The following is a 20,317-nucleotide window of genomic DNA, read 5'->3' as shown; positions in this document are numbered from 1 at the left end:
TCTGCAATGGGTTGGACAACTTGCAAGGGAGCAGGGGAGCAATAAAGAATCTTTCTCCTCAGTTCCTGTGCCTGTTTGTTGAACACTTTCCCTACCGAGTTTCACTGAGACGAGCCTCCTGCGGACAAGTTACCTTTTAGGTTGTGCCTTGGAGTGCGCGAAAGTTCTGGAGACACGCTGCGCGATGCCTGCGGCAGGCGTAGCTGCGGCACAATGTTTTGAGATGGAATTGCCTCCAACTTGCCACGTTTTACTAAAGCTTGATGAATCATCGCTGCCACTTCAGTCCGACTAGCTACTTTGTTAGGAGCGATAATTTGTTGATTTGGATAGTTAACTACCAGACCATTAGTTGTAGCAGCGGCTATTTTGCTGATAGCATAGATTGGAATATCTTTAGCATCTTTATAGACACTTAAAATCTGATTTGGGGAAGTGGGTGCTTTTAAATTTAACCCACTGACAAGGGCAACTAAAACTTGCACTCGCGAAATATTTTGTTGTGGTTTGAAGGTTTTTTTCGGGTAGCCTGTAAGAAATCCGGCACTGATGGCTTGGTCAATTGCTGGAGTTGCCCAGAATTTTGCTGGTACATCTTGAAATGCGATCGCGGTCTTAGACGGTTCTTGGTCAAAGGCTTTTTTGAGTATAGCAGCAAATTCGGCGCGGTTTACAGGCTGATTTGGTCTAAAAGAATAATCAGGAAACCCCTTGAGAATACCACGGGAAGAAAGAACATCTATAAAACGCCGACCCCAGAAGTTATTGGGCACATCGTTAAATGCAATTGGCGGCGGAATAATAGATTTTTGTTTTGCCGGAGTTATTAAAGGCAATGCTAATGATGTAATTGATGACTCAAGTCCTGTTGAAGAGGATACAGGCGTCTGTGGTTGTGGGGATTGAGTTGGGATTACCTCAGTAGGTGGTAACACTGCGCGGGAAGGAGTTGCGCTGTTAGTCGGGAATGAAGGTGTCGTGGGTTCAATAACAGCCTCAGGTGGAGATGACGGTAAAACGTTGAATCTAGGGACTGTATTTGGTTCTACCTTGGGAGTAGGGGAGGGCAATACTTGATTTGGTTGAACGCTAGGAGATGGAGTGGAAGAAGGCGACAGCAGCCCGTTTAAGTTCCAGTTAGAATCCCTGCCAGACAATGACCAAAAAAGAATCGCTCCGATAGTGGTGAAGGCAACCAGAATGGCTATAAATTCATCAAAGCCAAGGGCAGTTCTTTGGGATGACTCCGGTTCGGAAGGAGGTCTATTTGTCATCGTGATTACCCTGGTAGCAGTAAAATTTGTGTCTAAACAAATTAAGCCACAGATGACTCTTTTACACCAGCCCTTTTTAATTCATAATTCCTAATTCGTAATTCGTAATCACGCTCGTTGCGCTAAAGCGTCTCCCCTTTCCCAAAGGAAAAGGCTAACGCCTGCCGTAGGATGCCCAAAGGGCTGTAGGGAGAAGACTTGCTAACGTAATTCGTAATTTGTAGCAAAATATTAGGCTTCTGGTTCAATGCCGAGCGATGTCTAACGACAAGCCGCTTCTCTACGAGACGCTTTGCGAACGCGTCTACGCAATTGGGCAGTTAAGCGATCGGCTCTTTGGCGTTCCTGTTCTGCCCTTTGGGATTCCTGTTCTGCTCTTTGAGATTCCTGTTCTGCCCTTTGAGATTCTTGTTCTGCTCTTTCCTCGCCACTCAACAACAAATTACCTTGTAAATCCCACCAACGCAGCCAGGGTAATTCCACATTCTGATAAACTCCTAGCCAAATGCCTAATTCAACACCCAAAGAAACGATGGGATAATGTCCTCGTTCATTTGCTGATAACACCTGATACTATCCTTCAACCAGATGATAAACTTCTATACTGGCTTTACTCACTTCATAAATGCCTAAGTTGCATAAAAGCAGGACTGGAGTTGCTTACTACAAGCGAATCATTCTGGAAAAATGAATGAGGATTAGCTTAGTTCGACTAGATACCTAAACCAAAACCGGATTTAGAGGGTGGCAGAATGTAAAATATTAACTTATTGTTTACCTGTCTTTGTAAAAATCAGGGTGTCTAGTGCCAGAAGAATTCAGTTGCCCAATCTTACCGCCATTTTTGTCTGTTGGTAGCGATCGCGATCTCGATCTAGAGTCAACCCTCCAAGAACTACCAATGTACAACTTCCCAGTGGAAATCAACCGCACTGGTATGGAAGTGGCTAATTTTTTGGAAAAATATCCCCTGTTACCAGGAGTAATTTTAGTAGAACAGGGAAACTTTATTGGGATGATTTCGCGGCGACGACTGCTGGAATTTTTGATTCGTCCCTATGGACAAGAGTTATTTGTTCAGCAACCATTAGCCGTTCTCTACAGCTATGCGCGGATACCGATGTTGCTCCTTGCTGATACAACATCGATTTTAACTGCGATGCAACTTAGCTTAAAGCGATCGCCAGAATTCTTAGCAGAACCAATTGTAGTACACACAGAATCTGGTGCTTATAGATTGTTAGATGTACAAGAATTGAATATTATTTCTTGGCAAATTCGGGGAATCGACAATCTGGTGCGGTATGAACGCAGTCAAGCCCAGATGATTCAAAATGATAAAATGGCAAATCTGGGACGATTGGTAGACGGCATAGCGCACGAAATTTTAGACCCAGTAGGTTTTATTTGGGGTAATATAACTTATGTTTCAAACTACAGCCAAGATTTACTCAAGCTGATAGCAGCTTATGAAAAAGAATTACCATCAGCTTCTCATGCAATTAATCAGATTAAAGAAGAGATTGAGTTTGATTTTTTAGAACAAGATTTGTCGCGATCGCTTGCTAGTATCCGCACCGGAGCGGAAAGATTAAAAAAACTCGTCACCAGCTTACAAAACTTCTGTCATATCGATGAACTTTATCCCAAACCAGCAGATTTACATGCCTGTATAGATAGTATTATTTTATTAATTAATAGCCGTCTTCAAGGAGAAATTGAAATCGTAAAATACTACGGTCAATTACCTCCAGTATATTGCTTTATGGGGCAATTAAATCAGGTTTTGATGAATATTTTCAGCGAAGTTGTAGATACTTTACTCAATGAAGCAGTTCGACAGCAGTTGCATCTAGATGATACAAAGACTGTTCAAAAACCCCGAATTGAGATTACCACAGAAGTGATTTCCCAGGAAGCAAGCAACCCAGATGCAGCAGATTCTCGCTGGATCTTAATTCGCATTGCTGACAATAGTTCTGGAATATCTCAAGAATTGCAACAGCAAATTATGGAGTCTTTTTCTCTTGAAACAAAGAATAGTAAGAATACTAGTTTAGCAGTAAGTTATCGAATTATCACCGTGAGACATGGTGGAAAATTAAATTTCCATTCACAGATTGGTATAGGTACAAAATTTGAAATTTTATTGCCTTTAGTTTGAGAAAACTCTATCCCCAAAAGCTTATTTGAGATTCATAAAATCTTGTTCCTAGTCTTTGACTTGAAACGAAGAATTTATTTTCGGTTAGGTGGAGTTTGAATACCCATCATAACGTTGCGTTAGATTACTTCCTAAACTTGCTGCTTGATAGGAATTTGAACCACAAACTCCGTTCCTTTTCCAGGTGTCGAAAAAAATTCTAACTTGCCGCCATGTTTTTCGGTGATGATTTGATAACTGATAGCCATTCCCATTCCTGTTCCCTTCCCGACAGGTTTTGTTGTAAAGAAGGGATTGAAAATCTCTTTTTGAATCGATTCGGGAATCCCAGAGCCATTGTCAGTGATCGCAATTTTTACCCATTGCAAATCAACGACAGAGGTATGAATCGTGATGTGACTGGGATTATCCCGGATTTCTTGATAAGTCCGTTTGGTATTGAATTCTTCAAGCGCATCGAGCGCATTTACTAGAATATTCATAAATACCTGGTTGATCTGTCCGGCGCAGCATTCTACATTGGATAAATTGCCGTAGTTTTTGATGATCTGAATTGCTGGGCTTTTGTCAGTGGCTTTGAGGCGGTGCTGCAAAATCATCAAAGTATTGTCGATGCCTTCATGAATATCCACCGCTTTAAACTCACTTTCATCTAGGCGCGAGAAGTTACGTAGTGACAGCACAATATCCCGGATACGCTCCGTCCCAATATTCATTGAGTTCAATACCATAATCGCGTCTTTTTCTAGAAACTCTAAATCGACGGTTTTACGTTCGGTTTGAATTTCAGCAGGTGGGTTGGGGAAGTAACGGTGATAAAGCTCGACCAGTCGTAGTAAGTCATCGGTGTATTGCCTGATATGGCTGAGATTTCCGTGAATAAAGCTAACGGGATTGTTGATTTCGTGAGCAATGCCTGCCACCATTTGACCCAGGGCAGACATCTTTTCGCTTTGAATCATTTGAGCTTGCATTTTATGTAAACTAGCTAACGTCGCTTCTAACTCTTGGCCTCTGTGCTGCAAGTCTGTCCGAGAGTCTTCTAACTCACAAATGACTTTCTTCAGTAAAAATTCCTTTGTGCCAATGTCAGTTTCTAGCTGGTGGCGTTCAGCTTCGCAGCGTTCCAGCTTTTTTCGCAAGATACGGTTTGTCTTTTCCAACTCTTGGATCTGCATGGAATCGTCTTGGTTATCCATACACCACTCATTTTGTTCCCATTAGCAGTGTGACAAATGTTTTGTTATGATATTGCGTTTGACCTTTGCTTACCAAAGGAGCAATTTCACCATAAGCGTAGAAACCACAGCAAGGCAATGCCTGTGGTAAATGAGTTTTGACTAGCTGATACTCAAGTCTAGTCAGAGTTCCCAGAATTCGCCGACGGGCTGCACAGGAAATAAGTAACGCTGCTGTTGGCTCGACACCGGGATAATCGGCAAGAGCATTCTTCAGGGATACCTCAGAAGCTGACAGAATATTGTCACGACTAGCATCGGTGATTTGCACAACTGCCTGTTCAGGAATATCAGAGAAGAATGTCACACTACCAGATTGTTGATCGTAACCATTGGGTGCCCGCATATAAAAATGGTCTTGATCCTCAAAAACCGCCAAGGCATGAATCGCAAAGTTAGCCGCAAATCGTTCTTCACCGAGATAATGCTGGTAGAAATCTAAGGCACGCTGTCCATCAATTTCATAGACTACGTTGCCATTAACTTTAGTTACACGGCTACGTTGGCTGATGGGAGTCCAACCACTGGCAACTCCGTGGGAAAATAATAGTTGTCCAGAGAACAGCAGCACTGGCACTGAATCACTCAACACTTCACCCTGGAAGAATTGGTAGGTCTTTTTAAAGGTATAGTCATCGGCAGCCATTCCTCCAATGATGGGAACATGCTCTCCCAGACTTTGTTTTAAACCCTCTAAAATCAAGACCCCATTGCTGGTTAGACTATCGGGAAAGGTGAAGCATAATTGCGGTAAGGATGCACTCTTTGCCTTTGCTTGTGCGATCGCTTGTTGGGCTGCAAGGGCTGGATTTTTAGATGCTCCTCGTCCAATACCTGCCTGAATTTCCACTTCATCGGTAGCAAACAGCATTAAGGTTAGAGAATCTTGCTGAAACTCCAGAATTGAGGAGATTTCTCCATTTGTAGTTCCACCAATCAACTCAATTCCGGGGAAAGCATCTTGAATGCGTTGCAAAATTAACGCATGGTCAAAGTCTATAGCAGTGAATAAAAGTCCAGCCTGAGGAATTGACCCTGCTAGGGAACGGCTACATTCTTGAAGAACTTCAGCGATTGCATTTTGAGAATCAGGATCGTCACTATGACCAACAACAACTCTAAACACAACTACCCCATTGTAAGTTTGAATAACAGCCTGCTAATCCAATTCGGAGGGCAGCACGCAGCAACCTACACTTAGATTTCCCACTTACTTGAACTAAATTTCAATTCTCCTGACTTTTTATTTTATCCTTCATCTGAGGATACAAAAACTGCATGAAAAATTTTTGGAGCATTTTCTCATTTCGGTATATGGCGTATTTATTTTGGTAGATTCAGCAAGCCTTAAATTGTAGGGTGCGTTAAAGCAAGGCGTAACGCACCAAGAAATGTGATGCGTTACGGCTAAAATACCAATTCTTAAAATCTCTTTTGCAGCAAGCTTTCGCCACGTTGGTAAATTTCCCGCGCATAGTCAGTCCAAGCACCTTGTCCCCAATAACGAAAACAGCTGGTTTGCAGCAAAAGGTTATGTAGGAGAACGTTACGGTATTCAGATTGTCTAGTTACAGTTTCTACTGAGTCAGTTTGCAGTAATGGATCAATCTTTTGATGAAATAAACTGCTTAATTGATACATAGGAGACAACACATTTTCATATCCTTTCACCCAACTGATATGATTTGTCCACGAGGCTCCATCCATGTGAAAATTAGAGTTTATTTGCTTTAATTCTTGAATGGCATTCTCTACAGCTTCAGGTTGGCAATTGTCTGGTGAAACTCGCTCCCAAATCTGATGTTGTCCAACTGGCTGACAACTTGGATAGTCTTCAGGTTTGCATCCAGCAGCCTCTATTAATTCTAAATATTCTGTACCACACATCCCAACAACACCTGATTTTCCTCCCCCGTTACTGACCATATCCCACCAAGCTTGTTTAAAAGCGCTAGGAAATTCATTCATCATCACGCCACCATTTTCACCATCTCCAATTTGGCTAACTATTGGTGGCACAAATACACTGCCAATTTGTTGTTTTGATAAGGTTTTGGCTTCATAATAAGGCTGCATTTGTGCAACTAATTTAGTATCCGAACCTTGGGTTTTAATTAAGGCTGTGATACTAATTGTTTCGCCTTGGGAATTGCGGGCAATCAGACGATGTGGTAAATGTTTGTGGGTAAGAGATTGACCACTAATTGTTTCTACAGAATGTTCTTGAACAAGTAGCCAGCGATATCCACATTCTTTCAGCGCTTTCACAAATTCAAACAGAGCATCAGGGTGATTTGGTAAATGCATTTCTGGGGGCGAAAATCCTTTGACTCGCGCTAGTGCTTCCCAGCCAAAAATTGCCGCAAAGTGATGTTGCCATGCGATGATATGCAATTTAATATCTGGTATAGGTGTGGAAGGAATAACTGCATGGCTCCACATTGTACCCAGCCATTCTACATAAGGTTGATAGGTGCGATCGCAAGTGATGCGTTTGAGATTATCGAGAACATCACTGCGTCCCATTTGCCGCAGTCCCCACAAAAGATTACCAGAGTAATCCAACATCACACGCGGATTGCAACCTTGATTTACAAGTTCGGGGATCAAGTCTCCCATGCGGCTGTAACAATAAGCAAAAGGATCTGCATTGTGGTTATCCCCCTCATGAGGATGTTCAAACATATATTGCAGATTGCTGATGAGTGTACCATCATTTCCAGCGGGTATAGTTGGCTGGTGCATGTGCAAGGCGATCGCAAACACAGCATTCACATCCTCTAAGCGGATATTTGTTGTTGGCAAAAATACTGGTTTATTATGGTTAACTACAGAGATAACCTCTGTTTCCCAACCAGAAATATTCGGCAAGCCATCAATGATTTCGGGCAAAGGAGTAAGAGTCGTGGGGAAGGAAAGCATTTTTGATTGCTCCGAAATAAGTTATATCTATAAAACTTGCATGAGTATCTAATAGCACCTGACTCAGTATAGATACAATAAATACCTTGAGTCATAACATTTTGAGTTTGGTGATTTTCAGTAACTGCGAACTCAGGCAAGTCTATAGCAATCCGATTTGATCAAATAGGATTGCTATAGTAATTATCGGTGCAGTCTACCCAGATATTCGCATCTTTATGTTCTACTGATTGATGAAGTTTGTTTACCATCTGCTAATATGTCAAATTCTAGTCAGAAATTTCTAGTTAGCATGATTTAGCCCTTTTGGCAAAATATACTTTGTCTATGCTGCTGGCGTTGATTAGGATGCTGATTGCCCATGTCTGGAAAGACAAGTCGCCAAAAGCGTCTAGGCGCCTGTGGCCAGTTATCGGCAGCAATGTGTAGAATTGATTCCTGACTTTTTAGCAGTAAATTTAACACAATCAGGACTTACGCAAACGATAGCCGAAAAGAAAGATTTTCTTCTTAGGGCAATTCATGAATTGCCCTAGAGCGCATGTAGTTTTGTGTAAGTTCTAACAATGTCACCAAAATTATTGCACTTTACTAAAAGTTATTGTTCACAACGTTGTTCCAGATCGTGTTCTAGAACGCCCAGGCAGAAGTGAAGCACGAGTCTGCAAACGCCGCCTGAAAGCTTACCCCTTGATGGCAAAATCCTGCATCAATTACGTAAGCTGCAAACTGCTTAAACCACAAGTGTTTCTGCTTTTATTAGTGCTATTCGGACTAGTACGTCACGGCGGAAATAAACCTACCATCTCAAATGGGTAAAAAGCCCGGAATACAATTCTTTTGACTTCCGCCTTGGGGTACTAGATCCTCTAGGGTGCATCCCAGTTTTTATTTTGTAATCAGAGAATAACTTGTCATTGCGTTCGCGTAGCGTCTCGTAGAGAGGAGGGACGACGTTCGCGCAGCGTGTCGCAGACAAGCAATCCCACAATCTCTCACTAAGCACCAGTTGATGGGATTGCCACGCTCCACTTCGTTGCGCTCACAATGACAAGCAAAAAAGTGGGATGCTCCCGATCCCCTGTTAGCCAAAGTAGTCACAAATTCTAGTCTTGAATCTTATTGCAATCCTTTTTATCAGGTTCGACTATATTTAGTTAATCTCTGCCTAATCGATTCAGGTAATCGTTCTGGATTTTTATAAAAATAAAAGATTTTTAATAAAATAAAATTCATGTTACGAGCTAACCAAATTTGCCATTGCTCCATCAAGGATAGTGTTTTAATATAATCATTAAATAAATGTTTAATTCGCGCTGTGCTGGTTCCTCTTGTAGAATCATCAAATGTTTTTGTTCCTGGATAATATCTATAGTTACCCCAACTATCATTAAAATATTTAACATGAGATGAACAAACCGCTTTCAAGAGGAAATCTAAATCCATTACATAATGATCTTCTACTTTATAGAGTCCGATTTGCTGATGCAATGATTTGTGGTAGAAGTAAGCAGAGGGATTAACTGGAAAAGAAGCATCGATAATTCCATCATCATTAACTCGCCTTTCTAACAGTAAATCAATCGTCCGTAATCGGTTAGGTTTATTAATAGAAATTAGTTTACCTTTCTGATTCAAAATATTACAGTTGCCAACAATAAAGCTAGGCTCTGGTAAAGTTTGGAAAAGTTCACAGATGCGATTAAGAATATTTATTTCATAAAAATCATCAACATTTAAAACACCAATAATCTGTCCTTGTGCTATAGCAATTCCTTTATTCATAGCATCAGATTGTCCTTGATCCTTTTCACTAATCCAGCGAATGTGGGGATATTGATTGGCTTTATCCTTAATAATGTCTACTGTTTTGTCACTTGAACCTCCATCTACAATGATATGCTCCACTTCTAAACAGTTTTGGTCAATAACAACTTGAAGACAAGATTCTATAAATCTCTCCCCATTATAAACTGGTGTAATTATACTAATCATTAATAACTACCTCTTGTGAGTATTCCAAACAAAAAAATAAATCAAACAATTGATCTCTAATAATAGAGTTCCCGATTGGCACAAGTTTCTAACACAATACGGTTCAGTGTAAGTAAGTCGGTGCTAATATTTCAAGCTATGTTAAGAAATTTAAATCGTTGGTACGTTGTCGCGCAGTGCAACGCACCATCAACGATTCAAGGTGCGTTAAGATAAAGGCAATTGACCGCAGAAGCCTCAAAAAATTTAGAAATTACACGCAGACACGCAAAAAATCATGTTTTTGACAAGAACAAATCACTGAAACGATGGATTCTTATCAAAAAACTAGTTTTTGACTAGGCTGTTGTTTTCTTGGTGCTTGCGGAGTTGCTATTCGTAAAATTAGCTCTAGCAACCAAGGAGTAAGGCGTTGACACCATACGGCTAAATGATCCCATCCAACTAAAATTTCTACTGAATCATTTTGCATTGCAGTGACGAGTGCTTTAGCCACTTGCTGGAGAGTCATGGGGATCAGCCAGCGAAATAATTTTAAGTCGCGCACCATGTCTGTGTCTGTTAGGGAAGGCAGTAATGCAATCACTCAGATATTGTGTTCAGCTATAGCAATCCTAAATCATTCGTGAAAAGTTAGATCCCCGACAACTTTTACAAAGTCGGGGATCTGGACACCGCGAATTTGAACGAAATCAGATAGGACTGCTATAGCTCTTGGCGCAAAGCTTGGGTAAATTCTAAGATGGCAAACTTGGTAGCTGAGTAGATTAAGTCAATCGCCTCAACTTCCTGAAAATTGAGTTTTCCCTGGAGGGTGGGATCAGATTTTTCCAGACGCTGGAGTTCATTGAGTAGATACTTTTCTGTACGTCCCTACAGCCGATTCATGTGTTGCAAAGATTTTTGGAAATGGTATGATACAACTCAAAATTAAGAAATTCAGATTTCATCTGGGTTTCTAGATTTGAATATGTTGCCCTCTTGTAGAGAATTGGTATAAGTTTTTACCAATTAAAAAATTCTCAAACTTCTCTAATTAGCCAATCTTACAACAAATAGACTTGTCCAGAATTTTATAACTCAGTTTGTACAAGGGTTTTAAAGGCTGACTATATGTCTTCATTCAACTTAGCAATAAGGGTTTGGCATAGTTGATGATAGTTTAGAGAGAAAAAATAGGGTTTTTAAATTTTGAGCGTGAACATGATTTATTATGCTGTATAATCCGCAGAAACTATATACAGGAAATATTAGTATTTATAAAGATAAAATTTTATATTCTATCTTTACGCAAATTTAATTTTAGGACAGGTCTAATGAAACTAAAGCAATTTGGGATTACATTTTTGAGTGTTTGTATTGCTGCTTTTTCGGGAATGAAAGCAGCAGAGGCGGCATCGTTTTCGGTAATTGCCGATGGTCTTAATAATCCACGGGGTCTAACTTTTGGCCCTGACGGGAGTCTCTACGTCACAGAGGCAGGAACGGGTGGAAGTGGAGCTTGTGTTCCTTCACCGAGTGCCCAAGGCGAATCTTTATGTTATGGCACAACTGGTGCAGTGACAAAAATTGGAAATGGTACGCAAGAACGTGTACTTACAGGACTTCCTTCTTTAGCATTACCAGATGGTACTGATACTGCTGGGCCTCATGATATAAAATTTGATGCCAGTGGCAAGCCTTATATTGCAGTTGGGTATGCTTCTGATCCCACATTTCGCGCCACATTAGGTAACACTGACTTAGGAAAAATCATCACTGCTAATTTCAATACAAATTCCTGGACTAGTGTTGCTGATTTAGCTAATTATGAACTTGCAAATAATCCTGACCAAGGCGATCTAATTAGCAATCCCTTCTCTCTTCTTTTGGATGGAAATAATATCATTGCAGTTGATACTGGTGCTAATGAGTTACTCAGTGTAGGGACTGATGGGAGTAATTTAAAGGCGATCGCCACAATTCCTCGGCAGACATTAACTAATCCAGTTTTTCCCACTGGTGCATCGTCATCGCCATTTGAAATCCAAGCAGTACCCACAAATATCGCCAAAGGCCCAGATGGCGCTTATTATATTAGCCAATTAACTGGTTTTCCTTTTCCCGAAGGTAAAGCAAACATCTACCGAGTTGGTTCTGATGGTCAACCAACAGTCTATACCGATGGCTTTACCCAACTTACTGACTTAACTTTTGATCCTGAGGGTAATTTGTATGCTTTGCAGTACGCTAATCAGTCACTCTGGAAAGGTAATCTAGATGGTTCTGTGATTAAAATAGCGACCGATGGAACTCGCACAACTATTCTTAGTGGCAATGGACTAGAGTCTCCTACTGCTTTGACTATTGGTGCTGATGGTGATATTTATGTGACAAACCGAGGCGATAGCCCTGGACTTGGACAAGTTCTCAAAATTGAGAATCCTAAGTCAGTTCCTGAATCTAGTTCTACTTTCAGCTTATTAGCGCTTCTTGGCACTGTGAGTGTTACTTTGTTGCAAAAGGGTAAAGCCAAACGACTTAAGGGACTTCCAGAAAATAAATTATTCTCTAAATAAAAATGATCTGAATTTGATGTCTAAACCTCATCTATGTTGAAAACCGTAGTTTTTGCCCTCACCCTAAATCCCTCTCCCAGGAGAGGGACTTTTTTCCGGCTCCGCTTCTGGCAATATTGGGAGAAGGGGCTGGGGGATGAGGGTTTTTCTTTTCATACGGAAAGAACTACAGTTTTCAAGGTGGACGCGGTTTATTTAGGAAAAATACGAGTTGGTAGAAAATATTTTGAAAGTTCCTGTCCATGTGGGACAGGAACTCTCAAAAGTGTTACTTAATCGTCAGTCGCTCGAAAATCAGCGGTTGGTGGTAGATATACCATCCAAGGTGTTAACGCTGGGATAAATAGTTATAGTGACTTGACTTGACATTGAGTTTTTCTGGACAGTAACAAATCGCCAAAACGCTGCATCTTAGCCAAAAAACTCAGTTTTTCACGAGGCTGTTGTCTTCTTGGGGCTGGCGGAGTTGCTATTCGTAAAATTAGCTCTAGCAACCAAGGAGCAAGGCGTTGACACAATATAGCTAAATGACTTTGCCATCCGACTAAAATTTCTGGTGCATCTCTTTGCATTCCGGTGATCAGTGCTTTAGCCACTTGCTGGGTAGTCATGGGGATCACCCAGCGAAATAATTTTAAGTCGCGCACCATGTCTGTGTCTGTGAGGGAAGGCAGTAATGCAATCACTCGGATATTGTATTCAGCTAATTCCTGGCGCAAAGCTTGGGTAAATCCCAAGATTGCAAACTTGGTAGCTGAGTAAGTCGCCATAGTTGGTGCTGCTACTTTCCCCATCAGACTCGATACATTGACGATTGTTCCTTGCCTTTGGCTGGCCATGCGTCGAGCGATCAGACTGGTAAGGTTGTACATTCCTAACAAGTTCACAGAGAGTTCTTCTTGAACTTGAGGCATTTTAGATTGCAAAAACGAGCTTTGGTATGCGACTCCCGCACAATTAACCAGCAGGTGAATCTGTCCGTAATTGCGCCACAGTTGGGCAACAGCGATATTTACTTCAATTGTCTGCGTCAAATCTAATGCTACGATCGCAGTTTCTGTTCCCATCGCCTCGATTTCGTTGGCTACCTCGACTAACTTTTGGCGATCGCGTGCTACTAATATCAGCCGCTTAATGCCTTGTTGCGCTAGTTCGAGAGCGATCGCTCGTCCAATACCACGGGAAGCCCCTGTAATTAGGGCTACTTTGCCTTGAATATCCATTGGTTTTATCCTCCAAAATTTAAGTCTTACCAAACTCTTCGTTATTGCCGAGCCGATACACACAATCAACAGCTACTCGCTTGTTGGCGCAAGGTAAGACAAATAATCAATTGCAATTAAAATCAAACCCAAACTAAGCCTTTAGCAACGAGATATTTCTTGGTTAATCTGCAATCCCTCATAATTGTCTATACGAGGCAGAAATTTCTCATTTTTAAACCGTCAAAGCCTAAAATACTTGGCTGAATGCATGTAGCTCATAGATTTTACTTCTCCTAGATCCGAGCGCTCATCAGCATCGTTGTCATACACACGTTAGCAATTAAATCAAGGTATTGCAATATTCTTTAATCAGGATTTCTTAATACTTCTTAACGACAAGCATATATATACAAAAGATTTTATTAAATAAGTTTTTATGAATACCTCAGTACAAATATCTCACTTTCCTGACAATTAGCTTCGATTTGATGAAATTGTTATAGCTAAGAAACAAAAAAGACATATAGGTTTTAGTTTCTAGCTGTAAAACTTAGCTTTTTCAGCTAGTTTACAGATGTAAATACGTATATTTACTTAAATATTTAAAATTAAGGTTTCTGATTTATATTTTTGAAAATAATAGAAGAGAGTTAAATTATTGTCTTTAATGCAAATTACAACGGCATGTTTATCTGCCAAAACTTTAGGATAAATGATGATTTGTTTGGCTTTAGCTTTGAGTTCATCAAAGAAATGCTTGAGACTTGCTTGGTATATAGCAAACTTAAATCATTTATGAATAACAAGATCCCCGACTTCTTAAAGAAGTCGGGGATCTAAGGCTTTCAATCTTCACAAATTAAATTAATATAGTTCAACAGCTGGCGCACCATCTCCACCAGTTTCGGCAGCTACTCCAACTCCACCATAATAGAGCCTCCAGTAACACTACCCGCAGTAATACTACCTCCAGTAACACTAACAGAGCCTACGGCGGCATTTTGTATACCAACTCCCTTATTGCCGCCAGTAAGTGTAACTATAGAGATTTTAACAGGCTTCTTCTTCTCGTGGGTCTTGTGGGTGTCTTTGTACTTCTTTGATTTAATACCACCAGATAGATTGGCTTCTTCGTTGGCGGTTAATGTAGTAAACAATGTGCTTTCCATTACATTCAGACTAAGTTTTGGTTATCAAGCTAAAGCTAGAAGATTTTTTTGGCAAGATTATTTGCACAACCAAAATGTTTTTTAGCGTTCATGCTCATTGACTTCCAACCAAAATTCATCCGCCCAGTTCAAAACGACGAATATCTTCCGCCAATCAGCATATGGACAAGGCTGAGAGGACTATTTTTAATTGGAACTATTGGTGCAGCCTTCAGCTTGACAAGTGTTATTCAATACAAAATAATACTGAAAACTGATGCTACCGTTCGTCCAACCGGGGAAATACGGTTAGTGCAAACAGCAACTGAGGCAACAGTCACAAGCATCAAGGTGAAAGAAAATCAGGTTGTAAGAAAGGGAGATGCGATCGCACTCATCGACAACGCCCAATTGCAAAGTAAAAAAAACCAAATACTCGGAAATATCCGGCAAAATTCAGTTACAACGAGCGCAAATTGATGCACAACTCAACGCGCTAAAAATTTAAATTACTGCTGAGTCCAATGCAATGTGATCGCCTGTCGCATCCGCCAAAGCATCACTAAAAAGCGCTACAAAAACCAATTGACTGTGGCTGTGAAACAACAGTCAATCGGAATTTGTTAAGTTTGTTAACAAAAGCAGGTAGGTAATAATAAACGTCTGTTAAGATTACACGCGTATAGAGACAGCTAATGGCTCCTAAGAGTAAGTCAATTAACAATTAAGCCAAACGTAAAAGCAATTTCACCTGTTGACGCAGGTTAAATTGTTTTTAACGTAAACTTTTATCTCTGCAAAGACGCGATTAATCGTGTCTTTACCTTTATTATTTCCCTTCTACAAAACCTCATAGTTTTGCCTACTCTTCTAAATTAGTCAGCAATATATACACCATCACCACCAGTTGCGTCGCCACTATTGCCGCCAATAGTGCCGCCACTAACAGCACCACCACCTACGCCGACCTTGGCTTTTTTACCGATTTTGACCTTATTGCTATTGCTAGGAGCTTTAGGTGGCTCATTACCACCTGATAGGCTGGCTTCTTCACTAACGGTTAGTTCGGTAAACACTGTGTTTTGCATATTTTTAGTTCTCACTTGATTGTTGGGATTAAAGTCACGTCACTCCAAAGTCATAAATCTAAATGTAAAAAAGTATATTTAGTAACTTTTTTGTGCCGTTAAAAGTATTATTACCTTTATTGCAAAATAGGTCAAGCAACTATTAGTTAAAGAAATGTGTATTACACTTCTTCAGTAAAGATATTATTTAGTTGCTATTTATACATAAATAATTGAGAATAAGTTTTTATTTATCAAAAAATCGCAGGCATCAATATATATATAGATATAAACCTCATCTATGTTGAGAACCGTAGTTTTTGCCCTTACCCTAAATCCCTCTCCCAAGTAGGGAGAGGGACTTCTTTTTGGCTCCCCTTCTGGCAATATTGGGAGAAAGGGCTGGGGGATGAGGGTTTTTTCTGTTCATACGGAAAGAACTACAGTTTTCAAGGTGGACGCGGTTTAAATATAGATAGATGGCGATCTAAAAGCTGAATTTTGTCGAAAAATATATAAATTAATTTTCTACGTACTAATACTGATATAATAACGAAAATACCCAGAATTAAAGATATATTCAAGCAAATTAATAGTGCTTTTTATACTTAGCGCACTTAAATAACTTTCTAAAACTCAAAACTGGAATTCGGTATTTTTTAATAAGTATTTTTTCGTAAAAATATTTTTTTTGTATCCATTTTATACAAGAACAATCTTAATATGTATAATTTCTTTTAATATAAAACGTTTAATTTTACTTAAATATTTATTGCTCTAAAAAAAGCTTTATTGACTACACAAATTTTTTGTAAATAAATAAAGAAAGGATAAAATTTTAGATAAAATTATAAAGATTTTGTGTTCGTACTAAAATGCGCTAATTTTTATTTAGACTTAGCTGTATATAACCTTGATATTCACATAAAAAACACATAAATTAGGCGCGAATAAACCTAACTATATAACAAAATGTAAAACTATCAAAGTATTTGTGATTGCTTTGTTGCACTCTGTTTCACTCGCAATGACATACTTGTAAATTTCCCCACCCACCTACAGGCAAGGCACTTATCAGTTATAAAAGCAAAAGCCGTCGTTTTTGCACTCCAAAGCAAAAACGCCAAAATTATGAGAGTTTTGCCAAAAATATGATTTAAACAGAAGAGAACTTTTATTTTTTGGATATCCCTAAATCTTGGTCGTCACACTAACGGTAGGTAGATTTTTTTGGCGAGATTATTTGCACAACCAAAATATTCTTTAGCGCTCATGCTCATTGACCCCTAACCAGACTTTCTTCGCCTAGTCGAAAACGACGAATATCTTCCGCCAATCAATAGATGGACATGGTTGGGAGGGATATTTTAAATTGGAAGTGTTGGCGCTGCCTTCAGCCTTGCGAGTGTCATTCAATACAACATAATAGTGAAAGCTGATGCTACTGTCTGTCCAACCGGAGAAATACGGTTAGTACAAGCAGCAACTGAGGGAACGATCACAAGGATCAAGGTGAAAGAAAATCAGGTTGTGAAAAAGGGAGATGCGATCGCACTGATCGACAACCCCCAATTGCAAAGTAAAAAAATATTCGGCAGAATTAGTTACAACGAGCGCAAATCGATGCACAACTCAAAGCGCTAAAAATTTAAATGACTACTGAGTCGAATGAATGCAATGCGACAGGCGATCGCATTCAATCTCAAATTTTTTCGCAGTTAGAATTAACAGTTGAACAAGTGTTAACAGCCGACAATTAAAAATAATTTAAGGATTTCAAAAATCTAATTCAATAACATTGTGAGAAAACCAAAAAAATAGCAGGGTTTTATGCCTATATATAGTAGCGCTTATTCCCTACTTTACTACTCAAAGATAAGCAGTATTTTACGAAAAAAGCGCTACAAAAGCTTATTAACTGTGGCTATGAAACAACAGTCAATCGGAATTTGTTAAGTTTGAAAACCTTGATTAAACAAGAAACATTGCTAATTCATATCAGGCATGATTTGGAAATTTTAATTATCAACCGAATATAAATTGGTTACCTGAACCGCCAGTCGCAGATCCAGACTTCCCGCCAATGGCACCACCGGAAGCAGCACCACCGCCTGCGCCAGCAATATCTCCAAAGAAAAAGATATAATATACATTTTTCGGCTGCTTATTAGGCTTTTCACCCTTATCAGCTTTTTTCCCTCCAGACATACTTGCTTCTTCGTTGGAAGTCAGTTCTGTAAAAAGCGTTTTGCTGTCGTTCATTAAGTTCATTAAGCTTTAGATTGTGATGAATATGGTCAATTTCTGAAGATAGCAGTTTTGTGCCGCCAGAAGTATTATACGGCTCTTGCTAGATAGGTCAACCAATTATTCTCTGGCGAAATAAAAATATATAAACTCAGACAGAAGTGCAAGAAGCAGAAGCCGCTGCTGAATTAGCTAGGGAGGAAATGAACTGATATCAGCCGCTGGTAAATATGGGGGCGATCGCCAAATACTACGTCAGTTGACTCAAGCCCCTAAATTTATTTTGGTGGTTCTTAATTTTGACTTTTAACTTTTGACTTTTGACTTCCCCAAAGGGGCTGGCCCATTCCAAATTTGATTTAACTGATCTGCCGACAACGACTGTAAAATACTGAGATTCAGAGGCTGTTTACTGATAAATGTGGCGTAGGATGGCTGCAAATAGGATCGGTATTCAGGGCGATTGAGGAGATGGGTTTCCATAAAAGCTACACTCAGGGCATCGAGATAGGAATAAACGGCAACGCGATCAGGACCCAGTAAAGTAGACGGTACAGGTAACACATCATCTTTAGATTCTCCGATCGCCGAAAAGTGGGTGGCGTTTTCAATCAAAGCCAGGTACTTATTGGGATCAGAAAGCCAGGTGAAGGGGCGAATTTGCTCAAATACAGGTGGGGCGAAAATATCTTGACTACCTGCTACCAGCATTACCGGAATTTTAATTTGACTGACTCCATCCTCACCCAAAATTGAGCTGTCAAACGGATTAATCGCCATGACAACCTTGATGCGATCGTCTTTGAGTTCGTAATTTATTGGTGGTAACTTAGTTGCTTGACACTGCAAAAAGAGCGACAAATTAAAGGATGAATTATTGGGATTACAGTCTAGCCTTAATTGCCTAAAGTTAATATTTGCTCCTGCTAGAGTCAAAACAGTATAACCACCAAAGGACTGACCGATCGCCCCAATTTGCTGAAAATTGAGCTTTCCCTGGAGAGTAGGATCAGATTTGTCTAGACGCTGGAGTTCATTGAGTAGGTATTTGATATCCAAAGGTCGGTTGATAAATTCTGCTGCGTCTGGCGGCCCTGCCAAACCCGCAAAGTATAGCTGAAAGCGTTTGGCATTACTACCAGGGTGTTCCAATACAGCAACGGCAAAACCATAGGATGCTAGATGTTCAGCCAGATAAACAAAAGTAGAGCGGTCTGAGGCGAGGCCATGAGAAATTACAATCAGGGGAAAGGGAGGCGAGGGCAGTTCTTTAGTGCTTGGTGAACCTGCTTTTGGCAGATAGATATCCACGGGTAGACGGCGATTGCGAGAAATGTCATTTAGCTCTAGGCTTTTTTTCTGCCAACTGTATTTTCCAGGCGATCGCAAATCTGGCTGTTGTGAGAAGTCAATTGTTGAATTGGCTGCTTCGGCGATCGCTTCTTTTTGAAGAGAGGCAAAAACTTCATCCTTTTTTTTGATCAATTGCGACAAGTCATCGACTATCCTTAACCCCTCTGTGAAATTCACCCGGATAGTATTGCTAGGAAATTTCCGCAGCAAATTCACAACTGTTAAGCCCTCTTGATCAGCAGCAGACAAAATCAAAGAGGCACGTATGGCATAAAAGCCGTTCTGTCGAGACTCAGTGAGGAGTAATTTTCCCAGTTGTTGCACCAGATCCTCGCCTATAGGTGAGTAAGTAACTTGAGATACTAGTGTAGGAGTGACATTGAACCTTTGCTGGAGTAGATCCCGCAGTTGAGCGAGTTGTTGGGGAGTAGCACGGTTAGCATAAAATGAAAAATCTTGATCGATTTTGCCAACTTTCGCAAAAGTTTCCAGCGAGTCCACGGATAAGTAGAATTCACCGAAGGGAGGGTAATAAAAGCTAATGCGTTCAGCTCCCAATCCGGGAGTAGCAGTCAAAAACGTAGATAGCAAACCTAAACCCAGGTATCTGAAAAATTTTTTCATTAGAAAAACCCACCGTCTAACCCTGCCAAACTTGCTTGGGCGGGGAGGAAAGCGGGGCGGGATCTATAACCGCTTTCCTGTTTACTTGGTTTAGATATATCAAACGATATATCAAACAGGCTACAAGCAGAAGAAAGCAAGTACTTACTAACTATAGTTTCACACATACGCTTTAAACCGGCACTGAATTAAATTTCGGGGTGCTAGGGGCGCACAGCTAGTTTGCTTATTATCCTGAGTTATCAAAACACATGGGTGGCAAATTTTTCAGCTAAACAGCACCAGTAGGGCGATAATAGATATAGAGATCAAAATATTTTATATGTCCTTGTCCTCCTGCGCCTCTTGTATTGTCGTCCTCAATCAACAACAGAAGCAAAATATCTCCCACCAAAGCCAGTGCCAGGATGTACCAGTTAACCACAGCAAGAGCGTGGTCAAAAGTTGCACTGTAATTGAAAATGGTCGGGTTGTCGTTAAACCCTTACAACCACCACTCAATCAGCCTTCCGAGTAACTTTC

General features: G+C 40.2%; 16 protein-coding genes and 2 pseudogenes. 6 read left to right on the top strand and 12 right to left on the bottom strand.

What is annotated here, in order from left to right; genetic code table 11:
• Window positions 1–101 precede the first annotated feature (101 nt).
• Together V7K49_RS23720 and V7K49_RS23715 are read right to left on the bottom strand one after the other, a co-directional pair.
• Window positions 102–1,274, bottom strand: a complete 1,173-nt coding sequence (locus V7K49_RS23720) for an S-layer homology domain-containing protein (RefSeq protein WP_335207777.1) — start codon at window positions 1,272–1,274, stop codon at window positions 102–104.
• 261 nt (window positions 1,275–1,535) lie between these two features.
• Window positions 1,536–1,904: pseudogene (locus V7K49_RS23715) on the bottom strand (hypothetical protein); the annotation flags it as partial.
• A gap of 175 nt (window positions 1,905–2,079) precedes the next feature.
• Here V7K49_RS23715 and V7K49_RS23710 point away from each other — a divergent pair.
• Entirely contained in the window at window positions 2,080–3,438 is a 1,359-nt protein-coding gene (locus V7K49_RS23710; protein WP_335207776.1) for a sensor histidine kinase, read from the top strand.
• A 131-nt stretch (window positions 3,439–3,569) separates the two neighbouring features.
• Here the strand turns inward: V7K49_RS23710 and V7K49_RS23705 are convergent, their stop codons facing one another.
• From V7K49_RS23705 to V7K49_RS23685, 5 genes and pseudogenes are all read right to left on the bottom strand, one after another.
• Window positions 3,570–4,637: a sensor histidine kinase gene (locus tag V7K49_RS23705; RefSeq protein ID WP_334870803.1), complete on the bottom strand. Its 1,068-nt coding sequence runs from the start codon at window positions 4,635–4,637 to the stop codon at window positions 3,570–3,572.
• 7 nt (window positions 4,638–4,644) lie between these two features.
• Window positions 4,645–5,802 carry an FIST signal transduction protein gene (locus V7K49_RS23700; RefSeq protein ID WP_335207775.1) on the bottom strand — a complete coding sequence of 386 codons (1,158 nt, stop codon included), beginning with the start codon at window positions 5,800–5,802 and terminating at the stop codon, window positions 4,645–4,647.
• 296 nt (window positions 5,803–6,098) lie between these two features.
• Window positions 6,099–7,598 carry a glycosyl hydrolase family 57 gene (locus V7K49_RS23695; RefSeq protein WP_335207774.1) on the bottom strand — a complete coding sequence of 500 codons (1,500 nt, stop codon included), beginning with the start codon at window positions 7,596–7,598 and terminating at the stop codon, window positions 6,099–6,101.
• Between the two features lie 1,137 nt (window positions 7,599–8,735).
• Entirely contained in the window at window positions 8,736–9,593 is an 858-nt protein-coding gene (locus V7K49_RS23690) for a glycosyltransferase family 2 protein (protein WP_335207773.1), read from the bottom strand.
• 275 nt (window positions 9,594–9,868) lie between these two features.
• Window positions 9,869–10,209: pseudogene (locus tag V7K49_RS23685) on the bottom strand (SDR family NAD(P)-dependent oxidoreductase); the annotation flags it as partial.
• Window positions 10,210–10,909: 700 nt separating this feature from the next.
• Here V7K49_RS23685 and V7K49_RS23680 point away from each other — a divergent pair.
• Both V7K49_RS23680 and V7K49_RS23675 read left to right on the top strand, forming a co-directional pair.
• Window positions 10,910–12,151 carry a ScyD/ScyE family protein gene (locus V7K49_RS23680; RefSeq protein WP_335207772.1) on the top strand — a complete coding sequence of 414 codons (1,242 nt, stop codon included), beginning with the start codon at window positions 10,910–10,912 and terminating at the stop codon, window positions 12,149–12,151.
• 211 nt (window positions 12,152–12,362) lie between these two features.
• Window positions 12,363–12,494: a hypothetical protein gene (locus V7K49_RS23675; RefSeq protein ID WP_335207771.1), complete on the top strand. Its 132-nt coding sequence runs from the start codon at window positions 12,363–12,365 to the stop codon at window positions 12,492–12,494.
• A 4-nt stretch (window positions 12,495–12,498) separates the two neighbouring features.
• Here the strand turns inward: V7K49_RS23675 and V7K49_RS23670 are convergent, their stop codons facing one another.
• Both V7K49_RS23670 and V7K49_RS23665 read right to left on the bottom strand, forming a co-directional pair.
• Window positions 12,499–13,374 (bottom strand): SDR family NAD(P)-dependent oxidoreductase, encoded by an 876-nt coding sequence (locus V7K49_RS23670; RefSeq protein WP_335207770.1) that lies wholly within the window; start codon window positions 13,372–13,374, stop codon window positions 12,499–12,501.
• 893 nt (window positions 13,375–14,267) lie between these two features.
• Window positions 14,268–14,525 carry a hypothetical protein gene (locus V7K49_RS23665; RefSeq protein ID WP_335207768.1) on the bottom strand — a complete coding sequence of 86 codons (258 nt, stop codon included), beginning with the start codon at window positions 14,523–14,525 and terminating at the stop codon, window positions 14,268–14,270.
• Window positions 14,526–14,573: 48 nt separating this feature from the next.
• On the opposite strand from V7K49_RS23665, the gene V7K49_RS23660 reads away from it, so the two are divergent.
• Window positions 14,574–14,984, top strand: coding sequence for a biotin/lipoyl-binding protein (locus V7K49_RS23660; protein ID WP_335207766.1), 411 nt, complete (start codon window positions 14,574–14,576; stop codon window positions 14,982–14,984).
• A 395-nt stretch (window positions 14,985–15,379) separates the two neighbouring features.
• Here the strand turns inward: V7K49_RS23660 and V7K49_RS23655 are convergent, their stop codons facing one another.
• Window positions 15,380–15,592: a hypothetical protein gene (locus V7K49_RS23655; protein ID WP_335207764.1), complete on the bottom strand. Its 213-nt coding sequence runs from the start codon at window positions 15,590–15,592 to the stop codon at window positions 15,380–15,382.
• 1,407 nt (window positions 15,593–16,999) lie between these two features.
• Here V7K49_RS23655 and V7K49_RS23650 point away from each other — a divergent pair.
• Window positions 17,000–17,215, top strand: a complete 216-nt coding sequence (locus V7K49_RS23650; protein ID WP_335207762.1) for a biotin/lipoyl-binding protein — start codon at window positions 17,000–17,002, stop codon at window positions 17,213–17,215.
• Window positions 17,216–17,596: 381 nt separating this feature from the next.
• Here the strand turns inward: V7K49_RS23650 and V7K49_RS23645 are convergent, their stop codons facing one another.
• Both V7K49_RS23645 and V7K49_RS23640 read right to left on the bottom strand, forming a co-directional pair.
• Window positions 17,597–17,842 carry a hypothetical protein gene (locus V7K49_RS23645; protein WP_335207760.1) on the bottom strand — a complete coding sequence of 82 codons (246 nt, stop codon included), beginning with the start codon at window positions 17,840–17,842 and terminating at the stop codon, window positions 17,597–17,599.
• Between the two features lie 282 nt (window positions 17,843–18,124).
• Window positions 18,125–19,795, bottom strand: a complete 1,671-nt coding sequence (locus V7K49_RS23640; RefSeq protein ID WP_335207758.1) for an alpha/beta hydrolase — start codon at window positions 19,793–19,795, stop codon at window positions 18,125–18,127.
• Window positions 19,796–20,117: 322 nt separating this feature from the next.
• Here V7K49_RS23640 and V7K49_RS23635 point away from each other — a divergent pair, with 322 nt between their 5' ends.
• Window positions 20,118–20,312, top strand: coding sequence for a hypothetical protein (locus V7K49_RS23635; RefSeq protein ID WP_335207757.1), 195 nt, complete (start codon window positions 20,118–20,120; stop codon window positions 20,310–20,312).
• The last annotated feature ends 5 nt before the right edge of the window (window positions 20,313–20,317 follow it).

Origin of the sequence: Nostoc sp., from assembly GCF_036919675.1 — a bacterium.
GTDB lineage: Bacteria > Cyanobacteriota > Cyanobacteriia > Cyanobacteriales > Nostocaceae > Nostoc.
Note: the sequence above shows the minus strand (reverse complement) of the source record. Positions and strands in the feature narration are given on the sequence as shown.